The sequence below is a fragment of the Nonomuraea muscovyensis genome, assembly GCF_014207745.1.
Classification (GTDB): Bacteria; Actinomycetota; Actinomycetes; order Streptosporangiales; family Streptosporangiaceae; genus Nonomuraea; species Nonomuraea muscovyensis.
This window is the reverse complement of the sequence record NZ_JACHJB010000002.1, coordinates 863565-889606: the sequence shown is the minus strand read 5'-3', so window position 1 is coordinate 889606 and position 26042 is coordinate 863565. Positions and strand designations below refer to the sequence as shown.

General features: G+C 70.3%; 29 protein-coding genes. 21 read left to right on the top strand and 8 right to left on the bottom strand.

Annotated elements, in window-relative coordinates; genetic code table 11:
* Positions 1 to 315: 315 nt before the first annotated feature.
* Entirely contained in the window at positions 316 to 942 is a 627-nt protein-coding gene (locus FHU36_RS20715) for an SDR family NAD(P)-dependent oxidoreductase (RefSeq protein WP_246502517.1), read from the top strand.
* Positions 943 to 1375: 433 nt separating this feature from the next.
* Here the strand turns inward: FHU36_RS20715 and FHU36_RS20710 are convergent, their stop codons facing one another.
* Positions 1376 to 1729: a DoxX family protein gene (locus FHU36_RS20710; RefSeq protein ID WP_185085593.1), complete on the bottom strand. Its 354-nt coding sequence runs from the start codon at positions 1727 to 1729 to the stop codon at positions 1376 to 1378.
* A 132-nt stretch (positions 1730 to 1861) separates the two neighbouring features.
* Here FHU36_RS20710 and FHU36_RS20705 point away from each other — a divergent pair, with 132 nt between their 5' ends.
* From FHU36_RS20705 to FHU36_RS20680, 6 genes are all read left to right on the top strand, one after another.
* The gene (locus FHU36_RS20705) at positions 1862 to 2452 is read left to right on the top strand and encodes a TetR/AcrR family transcriptional regulator (protein ID WP_185085592.1); all 591 of its coding nucleotides are present in this window, start codon (positions 1862 to 1864) and stop codon (positions 2450 to 2452) included.
* 115 nt (positions 2453 to 2567) lie between these two features.
* Positions 2568 to 2723: a hypothetical protein gene (locus tag FHU36_RS20700; RefSeq protein WP_185085591.1), complete on the top strand. Its 156-nt coding sequence runs from the start codon at positions 2568 to 2570 to the stop codon at positions 2721 to 2723.
* A gap of 399 nt (positions 2724 to 3122) precedes the next feature.
* Positions 3123 to 3974, top strand: coding sequence for an SDR family NAD(P)-dependent oxidoreductase (locus tag FHU36_RS20695; protein ID WP_185085590.1), 852 nt, complete (start codon positions 3123 to 3125; stop codon positions 3972 to 3974).
* A gap of 52 nt (positions 3975 to 4026) precedes the next feature.
* On the top strand, positions 4027 to 5226 hold the full coding sequence (locus FHU36_RS20690; protein ID WP_185085589.1) for an NAD(P)/FAD-dependent oxidoreductase: 1200 nt from the start codon (positions 4027 to 4029) through the stop codon (positions 5224 to 5226).
* A gap of 80 nt (positions 5227 to 5306) precedes the next feature.
* Positions 5307 to 5627, top strand: coding sequence for a sigma factor (locus tag FHU36_RS20685; RefSeq protein ID WP_312891958.1), 321 nt, complete (start codon positions 5307 to 5309; stop codon positions 5625 to 5627).
* 282 nt (positions 5628 to 5909) lie between these two features.
* Positions 5910 to 6437 carry a site-specific integrase gene (locus FHU36_RS20680; protein ID WP_185085588.1) on the top strand — a complete coding sequence of 176 codons (528 nt, stop codon included), beginning with the start codon at positions 5910 to 5912 and terminating at the stop codon, positions 6435 to 6437.
* A 24-nt stretch (positions 6438 to 6461) separates the two neighbouring features.
* On the opposite strand, the gene FHU36_RS20675 is transcribed toward FHU36_RS20680, so the two are convergent.
* On the bottom strand, positions 6462 to 7118 hold the full coding sequence (locus tag FHU36_RS20675) for a hypothetical protein (RefSeq protein WP_185085587.1): 657 nt from the start codon (positions 7116 to 7118) through the stop codon (positions 6462 to 6464).
* Positions 7119 to 7686: 568 nt separating this feature from the next.
* Positions 7687 to 8229 carry a Tn3 family transposase gene (locus FHU36_RS20670; protein WP_221496477.1) on the bottom strand — a complete coding sequence of 181 codons (543 nt, stop codon included), beginning with the start codon at positions 8227 to 8229 and terminating at the stop codon, positions 7687 to 7689.
* Between the two features lie 411 nt (positions 8230 to 8640).
* Here FHU36_RS20670 and FHU36_RS20665 point away from each other — a divergent pair, with 411 nt between their 5' ends.
* Together FHU36_RS20665 and FHU36_RS20660 are read left to right on the top strand one after the other, a co-directional pair.
* Positions 8641 to 9465 (top strand): alpha/beta fold hydrolase, encoded by an 825-nt coding sequence (locus FHU36_RS20665; protein ID WP_185085586.1) that lies wholly within the window; start codon positions 8641 to 8643, stop codon positions 9463 to 9465.
* Between the two features lie 26 nt (positions 9466 to 9491).
* Positions 9492 to 9962, top strand: coding sequence for a GbsR/MarR family transcriptional regulator (locus FHU36_RS20660; RefSeq protein WP_312891719.1), 471 nt, complete (start codon positions 9492 to 9494; stop codon positions 9960 to 9962).
* 32 nt (positions 9963 to 9994) lie between these two features.
* Here the strand turns inward: FHU36_RS20660 and lysA are convergent, their stop codons facing one another.
* Entirely contained in the window at positions 9995 to 11230 is a 1236-nt protein-coding gene (gene lysA, locus FHU36_RS20655; RefSeq protein WP_246502516.1) for a diaminopimelate decarboxylase, read from the bottom strand.
* A 122-nt stretch (positions 11231 to 11352) separates the two neighbouring features.
* Between lysA and FHU36_RS20650 the strand changes: the two genes are divergently transcribed.
* The 5 genes from FHU36_RS20650 to FHU36_RS20630 are packed head-to-tail and all read left to right on the top strand — an operon-like array spanning position 11353 to position 16164.
* Entirely contained in the window at positions 11353 to 12219 is an 867-nt protein-coding gene (locus FHU36_RS20650; protein ID WP_185085583.1) for an ABC transporter substrate-binding protein, read from the top strand.
* Positions 12216 to 13046 (top strand): amino acid ABC transporter permease, encoded by an 831-nt coding sequence (locus tag FHU36_RS20645; protein ID WP_185085582.1) that lies wholly within the window; start codon positions 12216 to 12218, stop codon positions 13044 to 13046. The genes FHU36_RS20650 and FHU36_RS20645 overlap by 4 nt, the downstream gene beginning before the upstream one ends.
* A gap of 1 nt (position 13047) precedes the next feature.
* Positions 13048 to 13800 (top strand): amino acid ABC transporter ATP-binding protein, encoded by a 753-nt coding sequence (locus tag FHU36_RS20640; RefSeq protein ID WP_185087483.1) that lies wholly within the window; start codon positions 13048 to 13050, stop codon positions 13798 to 13800.
* Positions 13801 to 13834: 34 nt separating this feature from the next.
* Entirely contained in the window at positions 13835 to 15415 is a 1581-nt protein-coding gene (locus tag FHU36_RS20635; protein ID WP_185087482.1) for an N-acyl-D-amino-acid deacylase family protein, read from the top strand.
* Complete coding sequence (locus FHU36_RS20630; RefSeq protein ID WP_185085581.1) at positions 15412 to 16164, top strand: serine hydrolase; 753 nt, start codon at positions 15412 to 15414, stop codon at positions 16162 to 16164. The genes FHU36_RS20635 and FHU36_RS20630 overlap by 4 nt, the downstream gene beginning before the upstream one ends.
* Here the strand turns inward: FHU36_RS20630 and FHU36_RS20625 are convergent.
* Entirely contained in the window at positions 16133 to 17056 is a 924-nt protein-coding gene (locus FHU36_RS20625; RefSeq protein ID WP_185085580.1) for a LysR family transcriptional regulator, read from the bottom strand. The genes FHU36_RS20630 and FHU36_RS20625 overlap by 32 nt on opposite strands.
* Positions 17057 to 17545: 489 nt before the next feature.
* Here FHU36_RS20625 and FHU36_RS20620 point away from each other — a divergent pair, with 489 nt between their 5' ends.
* From FHU36_RS20620 to FHU36_RS20590, 7 genes are all read left to right on the top strand, one after another.
* Positions 17546 to 18409, top strand: coding sequence for an SDR family oxidoreductase (locus FHU36_RS20620; RefSeq protein WP_185085579.1), 864 nt, complete (start codon positions 17546 to 17548; stop codon positions 18407 to 18409).
* A gap of 6 nt (positions 18410 to 18415) precedes the next feature.
* Positions 18416 to 19102 carry a DUF998 domain-containing protein gene (locus FHU36_RS20615; protein ID WP_185085578.1) on the top strand — a complete coding sequence of 229 codons (687 nt, stop codon included), beginning with the start codon at positions 18416 to 18418 and terminating at the stop codon, positions 19100 to 19102.
* A gap of 456 nt (positions 19103 to 19558) precedes the next feature.
* On the top strand, positions 19559 to 19687 hold the full coding sequence (locus FHU36_RS20610; RefSeq protein ID WP_185085577.1) for a lasso RiPP family leader peptide-containing protein: 129 nt from the start codon (positions 19559 to 19561) through the stop codon (positions 19685 to 19687).
* Between the two features lie 66 nt (positions 19688 to 19753).
* The gene (locus FHU36_RS20605; protein ID WP_185085576.1) at positions 19754 to 20668 is read left to right on the top strand and encodes an IS982 family transposase; all 915 of its coding nucleotides are present in this window, start codon (positions 19754 to 19756) and stop codon (positions 20666 to 20668) included.
* A gap of 84 nt (positions 20669 to 20752) precedes the next feature.
* Complete coding sequence (locus tag FHU36_RS20600) at positions 20753 to 22567, top strand: asparagine synthase-related protein (protein ID WP_185085575.1); 1815 nt, start codon at positions 20753 to 20755, stop codon at positions 22565 to 22567.
* On the top strand, positions 22564 to 22839 hold the full coding sequence (locus FHU36_RS20595) for a lasso peptide biosynthesis PqqD family chaperone (protein WP_185085574.1): 276 nt from the start codon (positions 22564 to 22566) through the stop codon (positions 22837 to 22839). Before FHU36_RS20600 ends, FHU36_RS20595 begins: the two co-directional genes overlap by 4 nt.
* Entirely contained in the window at positions 22836 to 23258 is a 423-nt protein-coding gene (locus FHU36_RS20590) for a lasso peptide biosynthesis B2 protein (RefSeq protein ID WP_185085573.1), read from the top strand. The genes FHU36_RS20595 and FHU36_RS20590 overlap by 4 nt, the downstream gene beginning before the upstream one ends.
* Positions 23259 to 23354: 96 nt before the next feature.
* Here FHU36_RS20590 and FHU36_RS20585 read toward each other — a convergent pair whose 3' ends face one another.
* The 3 genes from FHU36_RS20585 to FHU36_RS20575 form a co-directional block, all read right to left on the bottom strand.
* The gene (locus tag FHU36_RS20585) at positions 23355 to 23822 is read right to left on the bottom strand and encodes an NAD(P)H-binding protein (protein WP_185085572.1); all 468 of its coding nucleotides are present in this window, start codon (positions 23820 to 23822) and stop codon (positions 23355 to 23357) included.
* Positions 23823 to 24208: 386 nt separating this feature from the next.
* Positions 24209 to 24841, bottom strand: a complete 633-nt coding sequence (locus FHU36_RS20580; RefSeq protein ID WP_185085571.1) for a response regulator — start codon at positions 24839 to 24841, stop codon at positions 24209 to 24211.
* The gene (locus FHU36_RS20575; RefSeq protein WP_185085570.1) at positions 24838 to 25977 is read right to left on the bottom strand and encodes a sensor histidine kinase; all 1140 of its coding nucleotides are present in this window, start codon (positions 25975 to 25977) and stop codon (positions 24838 to 24840) included. Before FHU36_RS20575 ends, FHU36_RS20580 begins: the two co-directional genes overlap by 4 nt.
* Positions 25978 to 26042: the final 65 nt, after the last annotated feature.

Genomic DNA, 26042 nt, shown 5'->3' with positions numbered 1-26042 from the left:
TGGACGGGCGGGCCCGCGCCCCGCAGCTCGAGAGGATCCCGAGCAAGGCCCAACAGCGGGACGCGGCGACCGAGCATCTCGTAGGCGACGGTGAACAGCAGGTTGCGATGGACGACGAACACCCCGGTGGCGCGGTCCGTCTGGTCGCGGCCCTTACGCATTGCCGGCCCTCCACGCTGATCTCGACGGTGCCTGCACACAAGACGCCGGTTGGTGACAACCGCCGCTGGTGGCCTACATCACACCTCGGCGGTGTCACAGGAATCGGGTCGGCGCCGTCACATGGCCGGAAGTACAACGACGCCAGGAGAGAACATGACCTCAGTATTGATCACTGGAGCGAACAAGGGCCTGGGCTACGAGACGGCGCGTAGGCTCGGGGAGCTGGGTTGGAGGGTCTTCCTCGGCTCACGCGACGAGAGCCGGGGAAGGGCCGCCGCGCAGAAGCTGGCCGCCGACGGCGCGCACGTCATCATGGTCCCCTTGGACGTGACCTCGGAGGAGTCGGTGGCCGGGGCCGTGCGGCTGGTCCGGGAGCACACCGACCGGATGGACGTGCTGATCAACAACGCCGGCACGCCGGGCGGCGGTGTCAACCCGGCGGACGCGACGGCCAAGGACATCCACGCCGTCTACGACACCAATGTGTACGGGCCGGTCCGGGTCACGCACGCGTTCCTGCCGCTGTTGCAGGCGGCCGATAACCCGCGGGTGGTGATGGTCACCGGCGCCGGGGGGTCTATCGCGGTCGTGACTGACCCCGGGCAAGCCGTCTCGACGATGTACGAACTCGCCTACACCTCGTCGAAGGCGGCACTGAACATGATCACCGTCCGATACGCCCAGGCGCTGCCGGCCATCAAGTTCAACGCCGTGACCCCCGGCGAGGTCGCCAACGGCAGGTTCACCGCCACCGACATGAACATCCACACGGCGAGCTGACGGTCACCGAGGGCAGTGATCCGATCATCGAGCTCGCGACGCTCGCCTCTGACGGGCCGACCGGGATCTTCATCGATCGCCTCGGCCCCATCGCCTGGTAAGACATCCCACAGCGGAGAGACAGATGAGCGAAGACGCTGGCCAAGTCGGACCTGGAGCTGGGCGTGGAGACCTTGGTGGAGGCGCTGGCCCGGCAGGCGAACCCGTTCCCGGACGCGTCGCCGGTGCAGGTCCGCCACCCGCTGACGGCCGAGGAGCGAAACCGGGCAGCGTGGGTCGCGCGAGGTGATTCGGGTGCAGGAGCGCGGCCAGGGCCAGCAGGACGGACTGGCAGTCGGGATGTGGGGTCCGACGACACAGCCGCTGGGAATGTGAGGCGACGCGTCGATCGTCCTGCCGCGGCTGGCCAGGTGAGAGAGCCTGTCTCCACGGATCATGACCAGTGGTAGCCCAGGTTCACGGCTAGTGCGGCCACCGCAGTGGCGAAGAATCCGGCCCAGTTCGCGAGCTTACGAGAACCCACTCGCAGGTGCGCAAGGAGTGCGCCGATGAAGTAGAGCACGAGGCCGGCAGCGGCGAGTGTCCCCAGCATCGGCACGGCGAACCCGCCCAGCAGCCCCAAGGAGCCCGCCGCCAGCAACATGCCCAACACCGGTACCCACGACCGTGGCAGGCCCTTCATGTCCGCCTGAGCCTTGGGAAATTCGTGTCCGATCAGGTAGACGACGGCGGCGCTGCCGTTCAATACCGAGGCGAAGACGGTGATCGTGACATAAGCGGCGAACATGAGCAGCCCTTCTCGATCTCAGCGGTGTTCGTGAGCAAGCCAGCACGGCACGGGCCGTGCCGTTGAGGTCAGCATGGTGGAACGGATTCGCACGTGTCAACACGGCACGTGCCGTTCCAGTAGGGTGACGGCATGACCGACCGCCGCGCCACTCGTACCGATGCCCGGACCGAAACGATCATGCGGACCACGCTGGATCTGGCCCGAGAGGTCGGCTACGCCAAGCTCAGCATCGAGGCGGTCGCGGCCCGGGCCGGCGTCGGCAAACACACTGTCTACCGCCGCTGGCCCTCCCGGGGCCTGCTGTTCCTCGACGCGGTCCTCAGCCTGAACACCGCAGGCCTGGACCACCCCGACACCGGCGACATCGTGGCCGATCTACGCGAGGTGATGACCAGGGCCGCCGACCTGCTAAGCCGGCCACCCTGGGGCCCGCTGTACCAGGACCTCATCGGCGAAGCTCAGCACGATCCCGAGGTCGCCGCCGCACTCAACCGGCGGTTCATCGAGCCACAGACCGCCAACACCCTGGCTCGCCTCAGGGCCGCCAAGGACCAGGGTCAACTCGCTCCCGACTTCGACCTGGACCTGGCGTTCGAGATCCTGTCGGGCCCCTTGTACTACCGGCTGCTGATCACACAGCAGCCGTTGACCCACGCCTACATCGACCGCGTGCTCCATGCACTCTTCGCCGGGCTGAGCCCCAGACCGCAAACGCGATAGCGAACGGTCGACCAACTGGCCCGCACCAGCACACGCCGACGAAATCCCAGATCAGATGCGGTTGGCGGATCATCGTACCCTTTCTTGACGGCACCCCTGATTCGGCAGCAACGGAGTGATCGCCGAAAACGAGCCCGAGGAGCAGGAGAAGGCGATCAAGTTCTCCTCTGCGGGGCGCTCGGATCGGGGACCGTCTCTCGACGCCCCCAGCCTGATCCCGATCTTCCATTCGACCATGACCCCGTACGGCGAGATCCAGACTGCGCCCTGACCACCGCCTGGATCTGACCGACCTGCCGACAAAGGCGACGGTGGGCAGCAGGTTGCGGTGGGCCTCGGTCGCCTCGGTGACGCAGTCCGTCCGGTCACCACCAGCCCTCGGCTCGGCTGTGCCCGTCGTTGCGTCCCTGCGCTCGTTCCTCCCGCCTGTTCACTCTCAACTCCTGCTCCACGCACAAGACGCCGGCCCGCGCCACTGTGTGACACCCCACGCTCGGTGGCGTACATCACATGACCGCACTGTCACAGAACCCGGGTCGCCGGCGCCTCATGGTCGTCAGGACGCCGCGCGAACGATCCGCGCGGTACGCGACTCCACGAGTGATCGCCTTGGCGCCGTCGCATGGCGACCGCCGCGCGACCGCCACCGCGGAAAGAACGGAAGGACATCATGAGCAAGGTCTGGTTCGTCACCGGTTCGTCTCGCGGTCTGGGCCGCAACTTCGTCGAGGCCGCCCTGTCACGCGGCGACAAGGTGGCCGCGACCGCCCGGAACGCCGCGAGCCTTGACGAGCTGGTCGCCGCCTACGGCGAGGCGGTGCTCCCGCTGGAGCTGGACGTGACCGACAGGGCCGCCGTGTTCGAGAGCGTGCAGCGGGCCGGACAGCACTTCGGCCGGCTCGACGTCGTCGTGAACAACGCCGGCTACGCGCAGGTCGGCGCGATCGAGGAGCTGACCGAGCAGCAGTTGCGCGACCAGCTGGAGACCAACGTGTTCGGCGCGGTGTGGGTGATCCAGGCCGCGCTGCCCCGCCTGCGCGAGCAGGGTGCAGGGCACGTCATCCAGCTGTCCTCGGCGGCCGGGCTCATGGCGTTCGCGCTCAGCGGCGCCTACAGCGCCTCCAAGTGGGCCCTGGAAGCCCTGAACGAATCCCTCGCCCAGGAGGTCGCCGGCTTCGGCATCAAGGTGACCGTCATCGAGCCCGGCGGCTTCGCCACCAGGTCCGGTAAGAACCCCGATCCCCTCGACAACGGCCACATGGCCGAGGCCGACCCGATCTACGACGGCCTTCGCCGCCGTCTCGCCGGGTTCGCGGGCAAGCAGCCCGCCGGCGACCCGGCCGCCGCGGCCCAGGCACTCCTCAAGATCGTCGACTCCGACGACCCGCCCCTGCGGGTGCTGTTCGGGCAGGGCTTCTACCCGATGCTCCAGCAGGTCTACGCCGACCGGCTCAAGACCTGGGCCGACTGGCAGGACCTTTCGGCGGAGGCTCACGGCAACCTCGATCAAGAGAATCGGTGACCCAGGGCCGAGTCGGACTCACCGAGAGCAAGCGAACCGACAGGAGCAACACATGAAGCATCGCATCGTCGTCCTCGGCGCCGGCTATGCCGGGGCCTACGTGGCCGGGAACGTGGCCCGCCGGCTGTCCCCGGCGGACACCGAGATCACCGTGGTCAACGCCGAGCCGGACTTCGTCGAGCGGCTGCGGATGCACCAGCTCGCGGCCGGCCAGGAGATCGAGGCTCGAAAGCTGGCTGACGTCTTCGCGGGCACGGGGATACGGCTGCGCCTCGCCCGTGTCACCGCCGTCGACCCCGAGCGCCAGGTCGTCGCCGTGGCCGACGCCGACGGCGGTGGCGAACTCGGCTACGACACGCTTGTCTACGCGCTCGGCAGCCACGTCGCCGACTGCGGCGTCCCCGGCGTGGCCGAGCACGCCTTCCACGTCACCGCCCGGCCCGCGGCGCTGCGCCTGCGCGAGCGCCTGGACAGCCTGGACAGGCGTGGCGAAGGCGGGAGGGTGCTGGTCGTCGGCGACGGGTTGACCGGCATCGAGACCGCCACCGAATTCGCCGAATCCCGGCCCGGCCTGTCGGTCACGCTGGTCGCCCGCGGCGAACTGGGCGCCAGGCTCTCCGCCGGAGCCCGCAGCCACCTGCGCCGGGCCTGCGACCGGCTGGGCATCACCGTCCTGGAGCACACCAGCGTCCAAGCCGTCGAAGCGACGCGGGTGCTGTGCACCGACGGCACCGCCCTAGCGTCCGACGCAACCGTGTGGACGGCCGGGTTCGCGATCAACCCCATCGCCGCCGCCGGCGGGCTGGAGGTCACAGAGAACGGCCAGATCGTCGTCGATGGCACCATGCGCTCGGTCTCGCACCCGAACGTCTACGCCGTCGGCGACAGCGCCTACGCCATCGGCGACAACGGCCGGCCACTGCCGATGTCCTGCGCTTCGGCCGGCTCCACCGGCCGGCAGGCCACAGACGCGATCGTGGGACGCCTGACCGGCCGCAAGATTACCAAGAGCAAGCTGGACTACCCGGGCAACCACATCAGCCTCGGACGGCGGGACGGGATCCTGCAGATGGTCGACGACAGAGCGCAAGCAAAGCCACAGTACGTGGGCGGCCGGAAGGCCGCGCGGATCAAGTCGGGCATCCTCCAGATCTCGCTGTGGGGCATCTCGCACCCGACCTTCGGCATGCCCAGGCGCAAGCACCGCCTGGCCGCCGCGCCGGACGCGACCGCCGAGAAGGCGGTCGCGTAGCCGCCTCATAGGGTGGTCCGCGTGGACGGCACCGCCACTGATCGCTTCGACACCAGCCGGTTCGAGGCCGGCGGAACCGGCTGGCCTCGCTGGCGTACCGGCTGCTGGGCTCCGCCGCCGACGCCGAAGACGCCGTGCAGGACGCGTTCCTGCACGGGCACGCCGCCGACCGGCAGCGGATCAAGGTGCCGGAACCATGGCCGACCAAGATCGTCACCAACCTGTGCCTCGACCGGCTCCGCTCGGCACAAGCCCACCCGCGAACGCACCGTCGGAGCCTGGCTGCCCGAATCGCTCCTCGACGGCGACCCGATGCTCAGCCCCGCCGACACTTTCGAGCAGCGCTGACTCTTATGGAGCGCCTGTCGCCCCTCGATCGGGGCCATGCGAATGCTGCGTGACCACGACGAACCGGTCGACACAGCGGTGGTACGTGATCATCTTGCTACTTTGCACGATGGGTCACGGATAGGAGTCCGGAGCCTAAACGCCGGGGCCTGCCAGCCCCTGTTCCGGAAGGGATCCCTTCGATAGCCGGCTCGCCCTCCTCGTCCAGGCCGCCGAACCTGACCGCGTCCAGCACGCACCACAGGTTCGTCGCCAGGTCCTTGCCCACCGGGGTGGAAAGCCCATGCCGGTCACGGTGGCTGCGCGCACCCATCGACGTGGAGGAGGGGCGACCCATGTCCGTCGTGGCGTCCCCCGCACAGCCCGACCCGACCCCTCTCCCCGGCACGGCCGGCTCGACGACCGCCGCAGCCACCGAGCGCTTCCTGGAGTCCCGCACCGCGGCCACCACCCGCGCCGGCTACGCCGAGACCCTCACCGCGATCACCGGCCCAGACGATCCCGTCGCCGCGCTGACCCCCGAGCAGTACGCCGCGGTGATGGACCGCTGGAAGGCCGCGGCCGCCGCCACCTGGAACCGGCACCTGTCCGCCCCTGGTCTCCTTCACCACCTGGGCCCAACGCCAGGAACTGCTGGCCACCAACCCCGCCCGGCGCTGCGCGAACGAGTCCTGTGGAGGCTCCGGTACGACACCGCCGCCCGTGCCGAGGAAATCCTCACCCTCAACGTCGAGGGCCTCGGCCTGGAGTTCCGCCGCGCCCGAGTCACCAGCAAGGGGGCGCGGAACTGGCGACCTCGCGTAATCAAGTGTCGCGTGTTCACGCGCTCTGGAGCTGTAAAAGTCACATGGCGTAGTGGCTGACAGATGGGCGAGGGCCACTGGACGTCAGGCCGGACGGCGTCTGCTTCCTTCCGGTGTGAACGTGAAGGTGTCTTTGAACGCTCCGCTCCCGGAGCGGACGGCCAAGAGGACGGGTTCGTCGTAGACGGGGTGCCAGGTCGTTTCGGTTGGCCGCGAGGTCCCGTTCCAGAGATGGAAGAAGATGATCGGTTCCGTCGCCCGTGCGGTCAGGTAGGCGAGCGTCTTGCCGTAGAAGGGGTTGGTGCCGCCGAGAAGAACGGAAGGCGGGCCGAACTCCTCACGCACTTCGGTGAGTGTGCGGTCGTGAGCAGCCCAAGCGATAAGCTCCCTGCGCAGGGACCCATGTTCTTCGAGTGTCAGGGTCCTGTCGGCCTGTAGCCACCCGCGATCACGGGCGAGTTCGGTATAGATCGAGGCGACGCCGTCGTCGCGGAGGTCAGGCAGGACGCGGTTGAGCGCTCCGGTCACGCCGAGAGAGTTGAAGGCACCTCGCGATTGCAGGGTCCGCAATGCCTGCCCCCATTCCTTTTCCTGGTGTTCCGCGTAGGCCAGGTGATCGAGCAGGAGGCGCAGGGCGATCTCGCCGCCGAACGAGCCGGGTCGGCGAAGCGCCTGGTTGAGCCGGTCTTTGAGGTAAGCGCGAATCTCGGTCGAAGTGCGGGGCCCGCGAGAGGTCGTCATGATGCACATTCTGTGTCACATGTATCACTTCGCTGTTCCTCCTGTAGGGGATGCATCCTCCGATCTCGCGAAAACTACGACGATCTCGCGGCGGTGGATCAGCCCATGGTGACGCAGGGCAGTTGGGTCAGCGACGGCGGCGTGGTGCTCGAGGCCGCCTTCGCCGACTCGCTTGATGTGGGAGTCGGTGACTCGGTGGGCCTGGGCGGTAGGTCGTTCAAGGTCGTCGGCGTCGCGGTCACCGCCGCCATGCCGCCCTATCCCGGGGCGTCCTGCATCGTCTCCGCCGGCTGCATCAACGGCGCCATCCCCGACGGCCGGGACCTGCCGGCGGGGTTGCTGCACGATCCCGGGCTGGTCTGGCTCACCCAGGCGGATGTGCGGAGCCTCGCCTCGGACCGAGGCCCCCTGTCCTATGTGATGAACCTGAAGCTGGCCGACCCGGACGAAGCGCAGGCATTCGTCGACCGGACCGGCGGCGATCATGGCGGGGCCATGCCGGTGCAGACCTGGCAGAGCATCCTCGCCGACGCCACCGACCTGGCCGAAGACTCCAAGATCCTGCTGCTCATCGGTGCCTGGCTGCTCGGCCTGCTCGCCGTGGAGCCTCCCGCTGGGAGTCCTCGTCCCCACCGGTCGCTTTCGGCATCTCATGAGGGGGATCAGTCCAGGGCGCGGCGAACAACACTCGTGGCTCCAGATCCAACCGGGTGTTGGGGGTGTCGTCCGGCGGGGTGAGGTTGAGGGTCCAGTTCCCGAATCGGCGGACGGTGTGGGTGATGTAGGGGGAAACGGTCGCCAGGTCGTCCAGGTCGACAGGCTGGCCCTCGGCGGCGATCTCGTTGGCGGAGCCGGTGATGTCCAGGGCTGTTGAGTACATGACGCAGTTGGCGAGCAACTCGTTGAACTTGATGACCTTCTCCTGGTGGTCGGGGTCGCTCTGGCCGATGAGCCTGCCGCCGAACATCAGCCAATCGGCGAAACCGTGGAAGGCCTCGTTCCGGTTGGTGACCTGGGTGATCTGCTCTCGCGACTGCGGCTCGGACAGATAGCGCAGCAGCGTAATGGTGCGGATCGCCCGGCCGAGCTCGCTGTGCGCCCTGCGGATCATCGCCACCGGCTCCGACAGGGAGATCCAGCGGTGATCACCAAGGCTGCGCCCTGGCCTGCGGCGTGCCGGGGACGGCGATGACTGCGTGGCCGCGCGTACCTGCCGGTAAGGGACGTCTGTCCCTTGACCGAGATCTCCGTTCGTCGGGGATCGGGTGCGGACGGAGTGGGAGCCGGACGAGCTGATCGACGCTAGGACGCTGGTGGAGGTCGAGCCGGCCCTGTTTGCCAGGTACGCCTGGCGTGGTCGGACGATCGCGGCAGATCATGCACCGGCTCGGGCCGATGCTGTGCCCCCGGCTGGACGAGCTGCCGGCCCAGCCGGGGCTGCTGGCACGGCAGATTGGCACGTTCGCTGTGAAGCAGTTGATCGCTGTCGTGCCGTGGCGCATGTGTTCGCTATATTTAGTACATGGTGAATCTGCCGTCTGTGCTGTCGCTCCAGGGGTGCGACCTACGCTACGCCGACAGCGGCGGCGACGGCGTGCCGCTGGTGTTCTCGCACGGTGCCGGAGCCGATCACGTGATGTTCGACGGCCAGCGCGAGTACTTCCGTGCCCGCGGGTATCGGGTCGTGACGTGGGACATGCGCGGCCATGGCCTGTCCCGCCCGGCCGGTGCCCGGTTCACCGCCGAGCGGGCGATCGCGGACCTGCGCGCGCTGATCGACCACCTTGCGCTGGACCGGCCGGTGCTCGTGGGGCAGTCACTCGGCGGCAACCTCGGCCAGGCGATCGTCCGACGGCACCCGGACCTGGCACGGGCGCTGATCGTCATCGGTGCGACGTGGAACACCCCGCCGTTGTCGTGGAAGGAGCGGCTGCTGCTGAAGGCGGCCGCACCGAGCTTGTCGATGATCCCGGCCAAGGACCTTCCGCGTCTGATGGCCGAGGCCTCCGCGGTGAGCGAGGCCGCGCGGGCCGATGCCCGGCGGGCCTTCTCCCGGCTGTCGAAGAAGGAGTTCGTCCAGGTGTGGCGGGCAACGGTCGAGTTCCTCACGCCGGATCCCGGCTATCGCACGCCGGTGCCGCTGTGCCTGATCCGAGGCGAGCAGGACCGTACCGGCAACATCGCCACCGCCATGCCCGCATGGGCCAAGGCCGAAGGCGTCGAGGAGGTCGTCATCCCCGGTGCCGGACACATCGCCAACCAGGACGACCCCCAGGCGGTGAACGAGGCGATCGAGGAGTTCCTGCGCACGGTCTCGGCCCCGAAGCGGGCACGGCGGTGTGCGTGACCAGGCGGGGCGCCTTCATCACGTCGGTGGGCGACCTGCTGGCCTCATGGAACCTGCCACACGCCACCGGCCGCGTCTACGGGCTGCTCCTGATCCGCGAAGAGCCGGTCTCTCTCGATGCGATCGCGGCCGAACTCGAGCTGAGCAAGGGAGCGGTGAGCACGGCCGTACGGCAGCTGGACTCCTGGGGGCTGGCCCGGGTGATCCCGCAGCCCGGCAGCCGCAGGCTCCTCATCGAAGCCACCGCGGGGATCGAGTCGCTGCTGGAGGCCAGCCATGCGCGGGCCAGAATCCTGATCGCCGCCCTGCGCGACGGCGAAGACCTGGTGAACCCCGGCCCTGCCCAGGACCGGCTGCACGACGTGATCGCCCTTTTCGCCGGCTATGTCGACGTCGGAAGCCAGATGCTCAGCAGCTGCCGCAGGCAGGGTCGCGGGTCCGGTCCGCGCGAGGCCCGGCCCGCAGGCGGAGCCGGCGAGCAGTCGTCGCACCCGTGAGAGCCGGGCGGACACGGCGCACCGGCACCCCCTTACAGGTAGAGCCGCAGCAGGTCCTCCTCGCTCTCGCGGCGGACGATCGCCCGGGCCGCGCCGTCCCGCACCGCCACGACCGGGGGCCGGGGCACGTGGTTGTAGTTGCTGGCCATGGAACGCTGGTAGGCACCCGACACCGGTACGGCGAGCAGGTCGCCAGGCCGGACGTCACCGGGCAGTGGGAGGTCCCTGACCAGCACGTCGCCGCTCTCGCAGTGCTTGCCGACCACGGTGAACGGGCTGGGCGGGGCGTCGGAGGCGCGGTTGGCCAGCGAGGCGGTGTAAGCGGCGCCGTACATGCCGGGGCGGGGGTTGTCGCTCATGCCGCCGTTCACGCTCACGAACCGGCCCTTGATCGTGCCGATCTCGTAGAGCGCCACCGTGGACGGTCCCGCGATGGACCTGCCCGGCTCGACGGCCAGGCGCAGGCCCGCCGTCTCCTTCCTGAGCACCGCGAGCAGCTCGGCCGGGGTCGGCGGGGTGGGGTCGTCCGGCGTGTAGCCGATGCCGAGGCCGCCGCCCAGGTCGAGCCTGGTGACGCCGACGGCCGCGGCGAACTCGGCCGTCCTGGCGGCGGCGGTGCCGAAGGCGTCCAGCTCGAAGATCTGCGAGCCGATGTGGGAGTGCAGGCCGTACAGCTCCAGCGAGGGCTCGGCGGTCACCCGCTCCACCGCGAGCGCGGCGGCGCCGGCGCTGAGCGAGAAGCCGAACTTGGAGTCCTCGCCGCCGGTGGCGATGAAGGCGTGGGTGTGCGGGTCGACGCCCGGTGTCACCCTGATCATCACCCGCTGCCGGACCCCCAGAGAGGCGGCGATCGCGGCGAGCCTGGAGATCTCGGTGAAGGAGTCGACGACCACGCAGCCGATGCCCCACGCCACGGCGCGGCGCAGCTCGGCGGGCGACTTGTTGTTGCCGTGGAAGACGACCCGCTCGGGCGGCATCCCGCCGGCCATGGCCACGGCGAGTTCGCCGCCCGTGCAGACGTCGAGGGACAGGCCGAGCCGGTCGAGCCAGCGCACCACCTCGGGGCAGAGGAAGGCCTTGCCGCCGTAGTGGACGTCGCCGTCGGGAAGCGCGTCCAGCCACGCCCGCGCGCGGGCGGTGAAGTCGGCCTCGTCCAGCACGTAGGCGGGCGTGCCGTACACCCGGGCCAGTTCGACCGCGCCGATACCGCCGAGATGCAGCTCCCCGCCGTGCCATGTGGCGGTCTGGGGCCAGATGTCCAAGCTCATGAGGCGCGAGCGTAAGCAACCTCGACGCCTCACTGAGCCGAGCGTCGATGAATTCGTTGGTGAGGGTCGCATGCCTTCACGAGGCTTGGTGGCGCCTGATCGCCTGGCCACCATGAGGTGCCATGCGAAAACACCTGGTCATCGCCCTGGCGGCGATCTGCGCACTGGGCGCGGGATGTGGGAGGTCCACCTCGGGTACGGCGGCGCCCACGCCGCCCTCCTCGACCGGCAAGAGCGCCAAGGACCTCGTCCCCGAAACCGTACGGAAGTCGGGTGAGCTGCGGATGGCGACCTCGGAGGGCTACCCGCCGATGGAGATGTACAAGCCGGGCACCCAGGAGATGACCGGCGTCGACGCCGACCTGGCCACCGCCATCGGGGCGCGGCTCGGGCTGCGGACCCGCATCATCAACGCCTCCTTCGACGGCCTCATCCCGGGGCTGCAGGGCGGCAGGTGGGACATCGCCATGGCCGCGCTCAGCGACCTGGAGCAGCGCCGCAAGGCCGTCGACTTCGTCGACTACTTCAACGCCGGCGGCTCGATCATGGTCAAGAAGGGCAACCCCGAGGGCATCAAGACCCTCGCCGACCTGTGCGGCAAGAAGGTCGTCCTGGCCAAGGGCAGTTCCAACCTGGAGATCGGCAAGCGCCAGGACGACAGGTGCGCGCAGAAGATGGAGATCATGCAGAGCGAGGACGCGCCGACCGGCCTGCTCACCATCGACTCCGGCCGCACCGTCGCCACGATCGTCGACTCGCCCGTGGCCGCCATGTACGCCAAGGAGACCGGCAAGTACGACGTCCTGCCCGAGCAGTACGACGCCGGACCGTGGGGCATCGCGATCGACAAGAAACAGACCGGCCTGCGCGACGCCGTCGCCAAGGCACTGCAGGAGCTGATCGACAACGGCGAGTACGGCAAGATCCTGGAGAAGTACGGCACGACGGCGAACGCCGTGGCCAAGGTCACGATCAACACCGGCGCATGACGGAGCTCCCGATCGAGGCGGTGAAGCCGCCCAGACCAGGACGGCTCGTCGCGGCGGCGCTCGCGGCGCTGGCCATGGCGTGGCTGGTCTACACCGTCATCGTCAACCCCAACCTGCACTGGGACGTGATAGCCGCGTTCCTGCTGGACGGCCGCATCCTCGGCGGCCTGTGGATCACGATCGCGCTCACCGCGCTGTCCATGGTCATCGGCGTCGGCCTGGGCGTGGTCGCCGCCGTCATGCAGCTGTCGGACAGCCCCGTGCTGCGCGGCGCGGCGGGCCTGTACACCTGGTTCTTCCGCGGCACGCCGCTGCTGGTGCAGCTCATCTTCTGGTTCAACATCGGCCTGGTCTTCCCCGAGATCGGGATCGGCATCCCGTTCGGCGGGCCCATGTTCCTCCAGTTGCCGGCCAACGAGCTGATCACGCCGTTCACGGCGGCGTTGCTGGGGCTGACCATCAACGAGGGCGCCTACATGGCCGAGATCGTCCGCGCCGGCATCCGCTCGGTCGATCCCGGCCAGCGGGAGGCGGCCGAGTCGCTCGGCATGACGCACCGGCGGATCCTGCGCAGGGTCGTGCTGCCCCAGGCGATGCGGGTGATCATCCCTCCGACCGGCAACCAGTTCATCTCGATGCTGAAGACCACCTCGATGGTCTCGGTCATCGCCGGCGCCGAGTTGCTGACCGTCTCCCAGCGCATCTACCTGGACAACTTCGAGGTGATCGCGCTGCTGGTGGTCGCTTCCGCGTGGTACCTGCTGCTCACCAGCGTGGCCACCGTCGGCCAGCGCTTCCTGGAGAGGAGGTTCAGCCGTGGCCACTAGCATGGTGAAGATCGAGTCGGTCAGGAAGCGCTTCGGGCAGCATGAGGTGCTGAAGGGCGTCAGTCTCGACGTGCCGGCCGGCGCGGTGGCCTGCGTGGTGGGTCCCTCCGGCTCCGGCAAGTCGACGCTGCTGCGCTGCGTCAACAGGCTGGAGACGATCGACGCGGGCCGGGTGTGGGTGGACGGCGCGCTCATGGGCTTCACCGAGAAGGGCGGCAGGCTGCACCTGCTGCGGCCCGAGGAGCTGTGCCGTCAGCGCCAGGAGATCGGCATGGTCTTCCAGCGCTTCCACCTGTTCCCGCACATGACCGCGCTGGAGAACGTCATGGAGGGCCCGTGCACGGTCAAGCGCGTCCCGAAGGCGGCGGCCGCCTCGCGGGCGATGGCGCTGCTCGACAGGGTGGGCCTGGCCGACAGGGCCGGGTCCTACCCCCGGCAGTTGTCGGGCGGCCAGCAGCAGCGGGTCGCGATCGCGCGCAGCCTGGCCATGGACCCCAAGCTCATGCTGTTCGACGAGCCGACCAGCGCGCTCGACCCCGAGCTGGTGCAGGAGGTGCTGCAGGTCATGCGCGACCTGGCGGCCAGCGGGATGACGATGATCGTGGTCACCCACGAGATGGGCTTCGCCAGAGAGGCGGGCGACCACCTGGTGTTCATCGACGACGGCGTGATCGTGGAGGAGGGCCCGCCCCGCGAGGTGCTGTCCCAGCCGCGTCACGAGCGCACCCGGGCCTTCCTCGGGCAGGTCCTGTGAACGGCTCGCTCCTCATGAAGGGTTCGGCTCCGTGATGCTCGACGTGCTGATCAGCGGCGGTCTCGTCGCCGACGGAACGGGCGCGCCGCTGCGCCGTGCCGACGTCGGCGTCAGCGGTGGCCGCCTCGTCCTGCTGCCCGGGGGCGGCCCCGCCGACAGCGGGGGAGCGCGGGTGATCGACGCCACCGGGCTGGTGGTCGCCCCCGGTTTCATCGACGTCCACACCCACTCCGACGCGGTCACCCTGCTGGGCGAGGCGGGCAGGGAACTGGCCGCCGCCCCCGTACGCATGGGCGTCACCGTGGAGATCTGCGGCAACTGCGGGTCGAGCCTGTTTCCCGCGCTGCCCGAGCGCGTGCCGGCGCTGCGCCGGTCGAGCAGGGCCGGCTTCGGCGGCGACATCCCGATATTTCTGGACTATGGGGCGTTCGTGGAGGAGCACGAGCGGGCCCCGAGGTCGAACCATCTGACCTCCCTCGTCGGCCACGGCACCCTCAGGGCGGGCGTGCTCGGCTACGAGGACCGCCCGGCCACCCCCGCCGAGCTCGACACCATGTGCGCGCTGCTGGACGACGCGCTGGCCGCCGGGGCGGCCGGGCTGTCCACGGGGCTCATCTACACCCCCGGCACCTACGGCGACACCGCCGAGGTGATCGCGCTGGCCCGCGTCGCGGCGAGGTACGGCAAGCCGTACGTGACGCACCTGAGGGACGAGATGTCCCGCGTCGAGGAGGCGCTGGAGGAGGCCGTCGAGATCGCCCGCGGGAGCGGGGCCGCGCTGCACGTCAGCCACCACAAGACCGCGGGAAGGCACGCCTGGGGCAGGACCCGGCGGACGCTCCCGCGCATCGCCGAGCTGCGGGCCCAGGGCATGGACGTCACCTGCGACGTCTACCCCTACACCGAGGGCAGCACGTCGCTGTCGGCGATGTTCCCCCCGTGGGCCAACGACGGCGGCACCGAGGCGCTGCTCGACCGGCTTCGCGATCCCGGCCGGCGCGACCGGATGCGCAGGGCGATCGAGGAGGGCGTGCCCGGCTGGGAGAACACGGTCGGCAACGGCGGATGGGATCGCATCTCGGTCGCCTGCGCCGCCAACCATCCCGAGGTCGAGGGCCGCACGATCGCCGAGCTGGGCGGTGACCCCGTGGACACGGCCGCCGAGCTGCTCCTCGCCGAAGACGGCGAGGTGACGATCATCAGCCACTCGATGCGTGAGGACGACGTCCAGCGGGTCCTGGCCAGCGAGTTCGCCATGATCGGCTCGGACGGCGTGCCCAAGCCGGGCCATCCACACCCCCGCCTGGCCGGCACCTTCCCCAGGGTGCTCGGCCGATACTCCCGCGACAAGGGCCTGTTCCCGCTGGAGGTCGCCGTCCACAAGATGACCGGCATGGCGGCAGACCGGTTCGGGCTGGCCGGCAGAGGCGTCGTGCGCGACGGCGCGCACGCCGACCTGGTGCTGCTCGACCCCGAGACGGTGGCCGACGGCGCCACCTACGCCGACCCGCTGCTGCCCCCCTCCGGCATCCAGGCCGTCGTCGTGGCGGGACGGCTCGCCGTGGAAGGCGGCACGCTCACCGAAGACAGGCCAGGAAGGATTGTCGGGCGGTGAACGACATCACACTCGCCGTCGCGACGCGGGATCTGGTGACGGGGGAGTTCCACGGCGTCAACGAGGACGCCGCGCTGCCGCTGGCCAGCGTCGGCAAGCTGCTCCTGCTGGCCGAGGTGGCGATGAGCATCGAAGGCGGCATCCTCCACCCCGACACGCGCGTGACGCTGCACGAGGACGACTACTGCGGCGGCTCGGGGCTGCTGCCGTCGCTGTCCGGGCGCAGCTGGACGGTCGGCGACCTGGCCGTGCTGACCGCCGCGATCAGCGACAACACCGCCACGAACGCACTGCTGCGCAGGGTCGGCGTGGACCGGGTCAACGCGGCGGCCGCGGCCCTCGGGCTGTCGAGAACCAGGCTGCTCGACCGCATCAGGGAGCCGCGCGGCCCCGAGGACCCGCCGACGTTCGCGATCGGCACCGCTGCCGAGCTCTGCGGGCTGGCCGCCCTCGTCGCGGGTCCGGGCGGCTGGCAGGTGCTCATGCGCGGCTGGATGCGGCAGAACACCGACCACAGTCTCGTCCCCGCCCTGGTCAGGCACGATCCCGAGGGCGGCTGGCTGGCCAACAAGACCGGCACCGACGAGGGCGTCAGGTCCGACGTCGGCATCATGGACGGGCGGATGGCCTACGCCGTCCTCGCTCACGGCCCCTCGGGCGGCGAGCACGAGCTGGCCTCCGCCGTACGGCAGGCGGGGCTGGACATCGCCGCCCGCCTCAGCGCAGCGAGGGCTCCATCGAGTTCCTGAGCTGGGCCGAGGCCGTGCGCAGGTAGGCCAGGAAGGACCGGGCGGCCGGGTTCGGGTTGGTCGGCCGCCGGGCCACGCCGATCCTGCGGAACAGGTTCGGCGTGGCCAGGCGGCAGGTGTGCAGTCCCGTCGCGCCCTGCAGGCCGAGGCTCGGCACCAGCGCGACGCCGAGTCCGGCTCGCACCAGGCCGATCGTCACCTCGTAGTGGTCGCTGCGGCAGCGGATCCGCGGTGAGAAGCCTTCCAGCGCGCTGGCCCGTTCGAGGATCGACACCGGGTGCTCGGCGCCGAACGTGGTGATCCACGGCTCGTCGGCCAGGTCCGCCAGCCGTACCCTGGGCCGCTGGGCGGCGGGGTGGCCGGTCGGCAGGACCAGGAGTTGTGGTTCGTCGAACAGGTGGACCACCTCCACCCCTTCGGGGCCCTGCCGCGGGTCGAGGGCGTGCTCGAAGATCACCAGCACGTCGAGCGCCCCGCGCTCCAGATCGGGCAGCAGCTCGTACGGCTGGCCCTCCACCAGGTCGAGCGCCACCTTGGGATACCTGGAGGCGAACCGCGACAGCGCCAGCGGCAGCAGCCGGTATCCGGCAGAGGCGAAGAAGCCGATGCGCAGCTCACCGGCGTCCACCCTGGCCTGGGCGAGCAGGTCCTTCTCCGCCGCCTCGATGATGTCGACGACCTCCTGCGCCCGGATGGCGAGGCGGCGTCCCGCCTCGGTCAGCCGCAGGCTCTGCGCGTTGCGCTCGACCAGGCCGACCCCCGCCTCCTGCTCCAGGCGGGACAGCTGGTGGGACACGGCGGACGGCGACAGCTTCAACACCCTTGCCGCACCGGCGATGCTGCCCGTCCTGAACACCTCAAGCAGGACACGCAGCCGGTTACTACTCAACACGTGACCAAGCGTATGAGCCTGATCACCGAACCGCACCATGCGGACACCGTTCGCACCATCGCCTCGGCACCGGCCGGCACAGGTGGGGCGACGGCCACCGCACCAGGCCGAGGAACGCGCCGGGGTCTGCGGGTCTCACTTCCCCGGCCGCCGGCACGAGCGCGATCATGGACGCGCCCGGTGCCGAGGAGGACATCGGTACCGGGGCCGGTGCTCTGGACCGGGCGACATCGTGCCGACACCTCCACCCTGCCGGCCTGCTCCGGGCACCCCTCGGTCGCCTCACTGGCCCGCCATGCCCGAGTCTCCGGCGAAGCACTCGCACCGCCGGCAACCGGGACGTGACCCAGCCCCCCGCAGGCGCTGAGGAACGGCGCGGAAGAGCGATGCCGGATGAAGGCCACCACGCGCAGCGTCGTGCGGTGGTAGCGGCGCCGGCTTCCGGCGGGGCTTGACTTAAACATTGGTTTAAGTCCGAGCATGGTCGACATGACTGATCTGAACGAGCACAAGAAGATCCTGGTGACCGGCGCGACCGGCAACGTGGGCAGACAGCTGGTCGCCATGCTGCTCGAGGCGGGCATCACGCCGCGCGCGCTGGCCAGGGACCCGCATCGAGCCGGCTTGCCGGACAGCGTGGAAGTGGTGCGCGGCGACCTGACCGACCCCGTCTCCCTGGGGGCCGCGCTGGAGGGTGTCGACTCGGTGTTCCTGCTGTGGCCCTTCTTCACGGCGGACGGAGCGCAGCCCGTCGTGGACGCGATCGGCAAGCACGCGCGCCACGTCGTCTACCTTTCCGCCTCCTCCGTGCGCGACGACCGCGAGCCCGCGGACAACGGGGTCTGGGGCGAGGTGGAGCGACTGATCGAAGGCGCCGGAGTGCGATGGACGTTCCTACGGGCCGGAGGCTTCGCCGCCAACACCCTGGGCTGGGCCGGCGAGATCCGCGACACGGGCGTGGTGCGGGCGCCGTACGCGGGCGCGGCCAGGTCGCTGATCCACGAGGCCGACATCGCCGCCGTGGCGGCGCTGGCGCTGACCGAGGACGGACACGACGGCCGGCGGTACGTGCTCACCGGCCCCGACGTGGTCACCCAGGCCGAGCAGGTGCGCATCATCGGCGAGGCGATCGGGCGGAGCCTGCGCTTCGACGAGCAGACGCCCGAGGAGGCCCGCGAGCAGATGATCGCCGCCTGGGGAGACCCCGCCTTCGTGGATCAGGCGCTCGGTCACTGGGCCCGCATCACCGAGGAGCCGGAGCCGGTCACCTCGACCGTGCGGGAGCTGACCGGCAGGCCGGGCCGTCCGTTCCGCGCATGGGCGAGCGACCACGCAGACGACTTCCGGAGCTGACCGGCCATGAGACTGACCACCAAAGTCCTCCTGCTCTGTGGCGCGATCGGCCCGGCGGTCTTCGCCGCCGTGTACGTCATCGCCGGGGCCACCCGTCCCGGCTACAGCACCTGGCACCACACCATCAGCACGCTCAGCCTGGGCGATCAGGGATGGATACAGATCGGCAGCTTCATGCTCTACGGGGTGCTCACGCTGGGCTTCGCGCTAGGCCTCAGGCGCGCTCTGCGGAGCGGTCCCGGATCGGTGTGGGGGCCCATCCTGTTCGTGGTCGTGGGCTTCGGACTCATCGTCATCGGCCCGTTCGTGACGGACCCGGTCCTGGGCTACCCGGCGGCGACGCCTGCCGTACCGAGTCTGGACGGGAACATCCACAACCTCACGAGTCTGATCGTCTTCGTCGCCTTCCCCGTCGCCTGTTTCGTGCTGGCGCGGCGCTTCGCGCACGACAGGTGGCGCGGCTGGTTTCCCTACTCGCTCGTCACCGGGATCCTTGCCATCGCGTTCTTCATGCTCTTCTTCGCCAGCGTCTCGGACGGAGGGAACTCTCCAGCGGGGCTGCTCGAGCGGATACCCACCATCATCCTCGGCATCTGGCAGGCCCTGCTCGCGCTCCGGCTCCTGAACCAGGTCGGCGAAAGAAGCCAGTTCTGGGCGGCCAGGACCGTGTCGGAGGGGAACAGGTCGCTATGAGCACGAGCCAGAGGTAACACGCTCTTGCTCCGGCAGCCCTCGCGCCGGTCGAGGCGTCATCAAGGTGATCAAGACCCACGTGATGTGCGCGTCGGCTTGCTGTTCGAGCCGTTCCTGGTCGCGGACACTACGCCGGGCGGAACCGGTGCGCTTCGCCGCGGCGCCGGCGGCCGGTGTCAGCGCGGCCTCCAGGTTGCTCGACGCCGTCACGGACGCGATCAAGGTCCACGGCGGGCGGCGGCGAGACCCGGCGTGGCCGACCGATCCCGTACGCGCGAAGCGGCTCGTGGGCGTGCTTCCGGACGGGCTCGCCCTGACTGGGCGCCTGGCCTTCCGCCGCGGTGCCGAGCCTGTCCGAGTGCGTCCGAGTGCGTCCCAACCTCTGTTGGACAGCGGGAGCGTGGGTCTTCACTGACGGTGACGCGGCGATCCGCCGCACGGACGAAAGGACCTGTCATGATCGACAACGAGCGCAACGAGCCGTACGAGCCCCCGCAGATGCTCGAGATCGGCGAGTTCGGGCAGCTCACCCGCGGCTACGGCATGCTCAACATGGACCACGCCTACTACTTCAAGCTGTGGTGAGGCCACTAGATGATTGATGCAAAGGCGTAGCTGCGGAGATAGGGCGAGGGTGCCCATCCTCGATGTGTGACGAAAGAGTTAGACACCCTCGCAACCGCACTGTACGTGCAGATCGACGATGCGTTGAAGGCCCAGCCGCACCTGGCACCGTGGCGGCCGAAGATCGGCATCGCGCCCACGCTGAGTGACGCCGAGCTGGTCGCCCTGGCGGTGCTGTCAGCGCTGCTGGGCTTCACCTCCGAACGCCGCTGGCTGCGTCACGCCCGTGCCGAGCTGAGCGGGATGTTCCCGTACATCCCAGGCCAGTCCGGCTACAACCGGCGGCTGCGGCAGGCGTCCGGGCTGGTCACACACATGACCAGGATGCTGGCCTCCGACACCTCACTCTGGAGCGACGATGTCTGGGTTGTCGACTCCACCCCTGTGGAATGCGGCCGCTCCCGCGATACCACCCAGCGTTCCGAGCTTGCCGGATGGGCCGAGTACGGCTACTGCGCCAGTCACTCACGGTACTTCTGGGGGTTACGGCTGCACTTGCTGTGCACCCTGGGCGGGCTGCCCGTACTGTTCGCGCTGAGCGGTGCCAAAGCCGACGAGCGCGAGGTGCTGCTGGGCATGCTGGAGGCCGCCCCTGACGTGGTGGCCGCCCATCCACGGCAGACGCTCATCGCTGACCGGCAGTACTACGGCCGAGCCTTCGAACAAGAACTCACCGAACGTGATCTGCGCCTGCTGCGTCCGGCCCGCCGGGGCGAGCCGGAACGGGCCGGCGCGCACCTGTTCAAGCCGTTACGCCAGACCATCGAGTCGATCAACCAGACCTTCAAGAGCCAGCTCGACCTGGAACGTCACGGAGGACGTACGCCGGCCGGCGTCATCATCCGCGTACTGGCCCGCATCCTCGCGCTGACGACAGCGATCTGGCACAACGACAAGACCGGTCAGCCGATCAAGCGATCCCTGACCGCCTACGACCACTAACCGTAACCAGACCCCTTGGCATCAATCATCTAGCCGGGCCGCAAATGGACCTGATCTACTACTGCTACTGAGACGAGGGATCCGGTGCGCAAGCTGAGCGGCGAGGAGTTCGCGGTGCTGCCCGACAGCGCCGCCGGCGAAGCTCTCGCTGAGGCGCTGCACGGCGCGGTGGTGCTGAGCTACGCGTCCGGCCGTCCCTGTCTGCTGGCCGCCTCGCCCGGCGAGATCGTCCACGCGGAGGCGGGCCACGCGCGGCTGGCGGTGATCGGCACGTGCCCGGTCACCGCCGGCCGACTCCGGCGGATGGCGGCGCGACTCGGGTGCCTGGCGGACGCTGACGCGGTGGCCGCGGCGCTGCCCGGCAGTTTCCATCTGGTCGCCGTCGTGGGCGGGCAGGTCCGGGTGCAGGGCACCGCTTCGGGCATGCGGCGGGTGTACTACGCGCGGGCCGGCGGGGCGGTGGTCGCGTCCGGTCGGGCGGCGGTGCCGGCCGCGCTGACGCGGGCGGCGGTGGACGAGCAGGCTCTGGCGGTGCGGTTGCTGATGATCGTTCCGCCGGCGCTGGCCGAGCCGCTGTGGGAAGGCGTCGCCATGGTGCCGCCCGGTGAGGCGGCCCACATCGACGCGGAAGGGGTGCGGCTGCGCGCCTGGTGGCGGGCACCGGAGCCGGAGGTACCACTGCAGGAGGGCGCTCTCGTGGTGAGGGCGGCCCTTGAGGAGGCCGTGGCCGCCCGGATCGGCGAGGGTGCGGTGGTGGCCAGCGACCTGTCCGGCGGGCTGGATTCCACGCCGGTCAGCTTCCTCGCCGCCGCGGCGGCCGGGGAGCGGTCGGCGAAGCTGATCACGTTCGTGCTGGCCATCGATGATCCCGAGCATGACGACCCGGAGTGGGCGGCCCGGGCGCGGGCGTACCTCCCGGGCGAGCACGGGGTGGCCCGGTCCGGTGACGTGCCCAAGTGGTTCGCCGGTGCGGCCGAGGCCGTTCCCGGGCTGGACGAGCCGACGAGGTGGCTGCGCGCACTGGCCCGCGAGCTGGCGAGTTCGGCGCTGCTGGCTGGGCGAGGAGCGGCCGTGCGCCTAACCGGGCATGGCGGTGACGAGGTCACCCTGCTGCCCGACTGCTACTTGCACGACCTGGCCCATCGCCACCCGGCGGCGCTCTGGCCCCACCTGCGCGAGCAGCGGTCCAGAGCCCGGTGGCCGCTGTGGGCGTGCGCCCGCGCGCTGGCCGACCGGCGTCCCTATGCCGCCTGGCTGGCGGATCAGGCGGAGACGCTCAGCGCGCCGCTGTCCCGCTTCCGGCCGGACTTCGGATGGGAGCAACCGCTACGCATGCCTGACTGGACGACCGAGGCCGCGACGGACGCGGTCCGCCGGCAGCTCGTCACGTGCTCGGCCGAGCCGTACTCCCTCCTGCGCGCCCAGCACCAGAGCCTGTCGAGCGTCCGTTCCATCGCCGCCTCCGTCGACGGCGTGCGGATCCTGACGGGCCGCGTGGGCGCCCCCGTGCACGCCCCCTATCTGGACGACCACGTCGTCGCCGCCTGCCTGGCCGTACGGCTGGACCAGCGGGCGATGCCCGGCGCCTACAAGCCGCTCACCCGGGCCGCGATGCGCCCGGTCATGCCGGCCGAATGTCTGGAACGCACCACCAAGGGCGAATTCTCGGCCGACATCTACCAGGGGCTGCGCCGCCACCGCGACCAGCTCCTGACCCTGCTCGACGGTTCGCTGCTGGTGGAGCGCGGCCTGGCCGACGCCGCCGCCCTGCGCCGGGCCTGCGTGCGCACCCCGGCCGAGGGCGGGCCGGGCGTGCTGGCACTCGACGTCTTCATCGCCGCCGAGAACTGGCTACGAGCCCTTCTCGCCTACCCCGCCCAGGAGGAGTCGTGCGCGTGAGTCTTCGCCCCGGCGTCACTCTCACCCCCATCGACGAGGTTGCCGTGCTCCTGGACGAGCGCACCGGCCGCTACCGCCAGCTGAACGCCACCGCCGCGCTCGTCCTGCGCAGCCTGCTGGCGGGACACGGCCCGGATGAGGCCGCCCGCGACCTCGTCCGGACCCACCCTGGCGCGACGCCCACCGCCGAGGCGGACATCGCCGCGCTCGTCGCGCAGTTGCGCGCTGCGAACCTGATCGTCGAGACCGCCGACCGGGAGCAGCCGCGATGAGCGTGTCCATGGTGCCCGCCGACCGGCCCGGCCTGCCCTGGCGCCGCCGCCTGCCGGCGCTGGCCGCCGTGGCCGCCGCGCACCTGATCGCCCGCCTGCCGCCGGCCCGCATCCGCGCGGTGCTCACGTTCGCCCGCCGCGGCGCCGCGCCCGCCGCCGCCGAGCAGGCCAGAGCGGCACGGGACGCGGTGATCGCGGTCAGCCTGTCGTGCGCGGGGGAAGGCTGCCTGCCCCGCTCCATCGCCGCCGCCCTGCTGTGCCGGTTGCGCGGATCCTGGCCCACCTGGTGCGCGGGCATACGGGTCCACCCGTTCGGTGCCCATGCCTGGATCGAGGCCGACGGCCACCCCGTCGACGAGCCGCCCCACCACTACCAGGTCACGATCGTCATCGCCCCGGACAGAGAGCTTCGAGGATGAGGGTGGATGGTGCGGATGCCTTCCGCCTCGTCGGTGGCCCTACCGGTGTAGAAGGCGTTCATGGGCATCGCGCCCAGGCCGAAAGCCTGTTGTGCTTCATTGGGTATTCCGATCGTTGTGCGTCGAGGCGTGCATGTGGGGGATGGGGAGCGACGGTGCGCTGGCGCACGTGCCCGGACGGCATCGAGGTCGTCGCGCACGCGAGACCCGGGCGATCTGGTCGCGGGCGATGACGCCGGGGGAGCGCCGGGTGTCTGCCTGCAAGAAGACGAGCCGACGCTCATCAGGGCCGTTCATGTCGAACCAGCCCGGAGCCGGCGGTGACGGCGGTCCGTGAGTCAGCACGATGGCATCGACACCGGCCACGGCTACGGGCAGCGTGCCGGGCTGCGCGACGTCGGCGACGGCGATCTGCGCCTCTGCGGGGAGCCGGCCTCTGGCCCTCGCGGCGTCACGCACCAGCGCACGGGTGGTATGCCCGCGCGCGATCGACTCGGCCACGACGAGGCGTCGGATGCCGCCCGCCGCACCGACCACCAGCACGGTCCTGAGCGCGGTTGCCATGAATCCTTCGCAAGTCGTGACGGCTTCGCTGGGATCCAGCCTGCGGGAAGGGCGCGCGAGGCGGCAGGCCGCGCTGTGCCGGGGAGCGCCCGTTCGGGGGAGTGACAGGGCCCCAGACGTCTCCCGCGCGGGTCATCGGTGCCGCCACACTAGACGGCATGGCACGTGAGCACGCCGGCGGCGGCACCGAGCCGCGCGTCGGCGATCACCGAGGACACGACGGACGCGCCACCGGGGAGCACGCTGAGTCGACCGGCGGGAAGACCGGCGTCGCAGAGTGCCCTGGCGAGCAGGAGATCGCCGTTGATCCAAGGCTCGGCGTGAGTCGCGCGAGCTCGATCCGGTACGGCTGCGCGGCCGGCTCACGCTGATCTCAGCTGAGGCAGCTAACCACCCAGCCGGATGATGCCGCGGGAAGCGGCGACCGTCACCGCGGCGGTGCGGTCGTCCACGCCGAGCTTGGCGAAGATGTGCAGCAGGTGGGTCTTGACCGTGGCCTCGCTGATGCACAGGTGGGCGGCGATGGCCTTGTTGCTCATCCCCTGGGCGACCGCGCCGAGGACCTCGATCTCCCGACCGCTGAGGGCATCAGGAGCATCGGCACGCGCCCACGACAACACTCGGGTCGCGATCACCGGCGACAGGGCGCTCTCCCCTCGCGCCGCCGCCCGGATCGCGTCGAACAACTGCTCACGGCCGGCGTCCTTGAGCAAGTAGCCGATGGCTCCCGCGTCGATGGCACGTGAGATGTCGCCATCGGTGTCGTAGGTGGTCAAGACGATCACCTTGGCGGCCGGGTCATGTTCGCGGATCCGGCTGATCGCCGTCGCGCCGTCGATCTCGGGCAGCTGCAGGTCCATCAGGGTGACGTCGGGCCGCAAGTCGCGCGCCAGCCGCACCGCATCCGCGCCGGAGACCGCTTCGCCGACCACCTCCAGGTCGTCCTGGGTGCCGAGCATCGCCCGTATGCCGTCGCGGACCACCGGGTGGTCGTCGGCGATCAGGACCCGGACGGTCATCGCGCCCCGCTCAAAGCCGCCGCTGGGAGGCTGGCCACCACGGTGGCGCCCGCACCCGGGGCACTTTCCAGCAGCAGCGTGCCGCCGAGCTGCTCCATCCTCTCCCGCATGATCGAAAGGCCGTGTCCGAAGGCGGCCCGCCCGGGATCGAAACCGTCGCCATCGTCGTGGACATCGAGCACGAGCAGGTCCTCCATATACGACAGGGTCAGCGTTACCCGCTTGGCGCGGGCATGGCGGCGAACGTTGGCGACCGCCTCCTGCGCCACGCGCAGCAGCTCTGCCTGGGCCTGAGCTTCGAGCGGCCGGAGCTTGCCGGTGATCACGGTGTGCGCGTCGATGCCGGTCTCATCCGACAGCCGGCCGGACAGCCGCCGCAGGGCCTCCGGCAGGCCGCACTCGTCGAGTTGGCCGGGTCGCAGCGCTCTCACCACCCGGCGGCTTTCGGCCAAATTCTCCCGTGCCGCCCGCAGCGCCTGAGTCAGGTGCTTGTTGTCCGGCAGGGTCGCCTGGGCCGCCTCCAGCAACATCACCACGCTGGCGAACCCCTGGGTCAGGCTGTCGTGGATGTCGCGGGCCAGCCGCTGCCGCTCGGCCGCCACGCCCGCCTGCCGTTCGGCCGCCGCCCGCGCCTCCTGCGCGGCCTGCAGCCGGTCGAGGAGCCGCTTGCGCTCGGCGCTCTGCCGGGACACCGAGCTGATGTATCCGACCGCGGTCGCCCCACTGATCGCGATCAGCGGGGCGACGACGATCTCGGCCCAGGTGATTGACCCGGTCGCGTGGAAACGATGCCACAGCCAGCCCCCGGCGCACGACACCACCGCGACCAGTCCGACCCGCACGGCGTCCATGCAGTACGGCACGAGCACGCTCAGCGCGACCACCAGGAAGGAGGAGTCGATGGCGAACAGCCCCAGCCAGAGCAACCCGCCGCCGAGCACGTATGGCGCGGGCACGTCATCCGGGGGCGGCGTGCGCAGCACGAACCACACCGCATACCAAGCGGCCAGCCCGGCCACCAGCACCACCGGGAGCACCTGGCCCGCCTCCGTCAGAGGTCCGGCCGAGGTCAGCACGAGCCATGAGGCGAAGAAGGCGTGCTGCCACCGGCGCCGCGACCGCTCCCAGGACTCCACACCGCCGACGATAATCAACCACCCGTCCGTTCGGCATCAACCAGTCGACTGATCACGCAATCGGC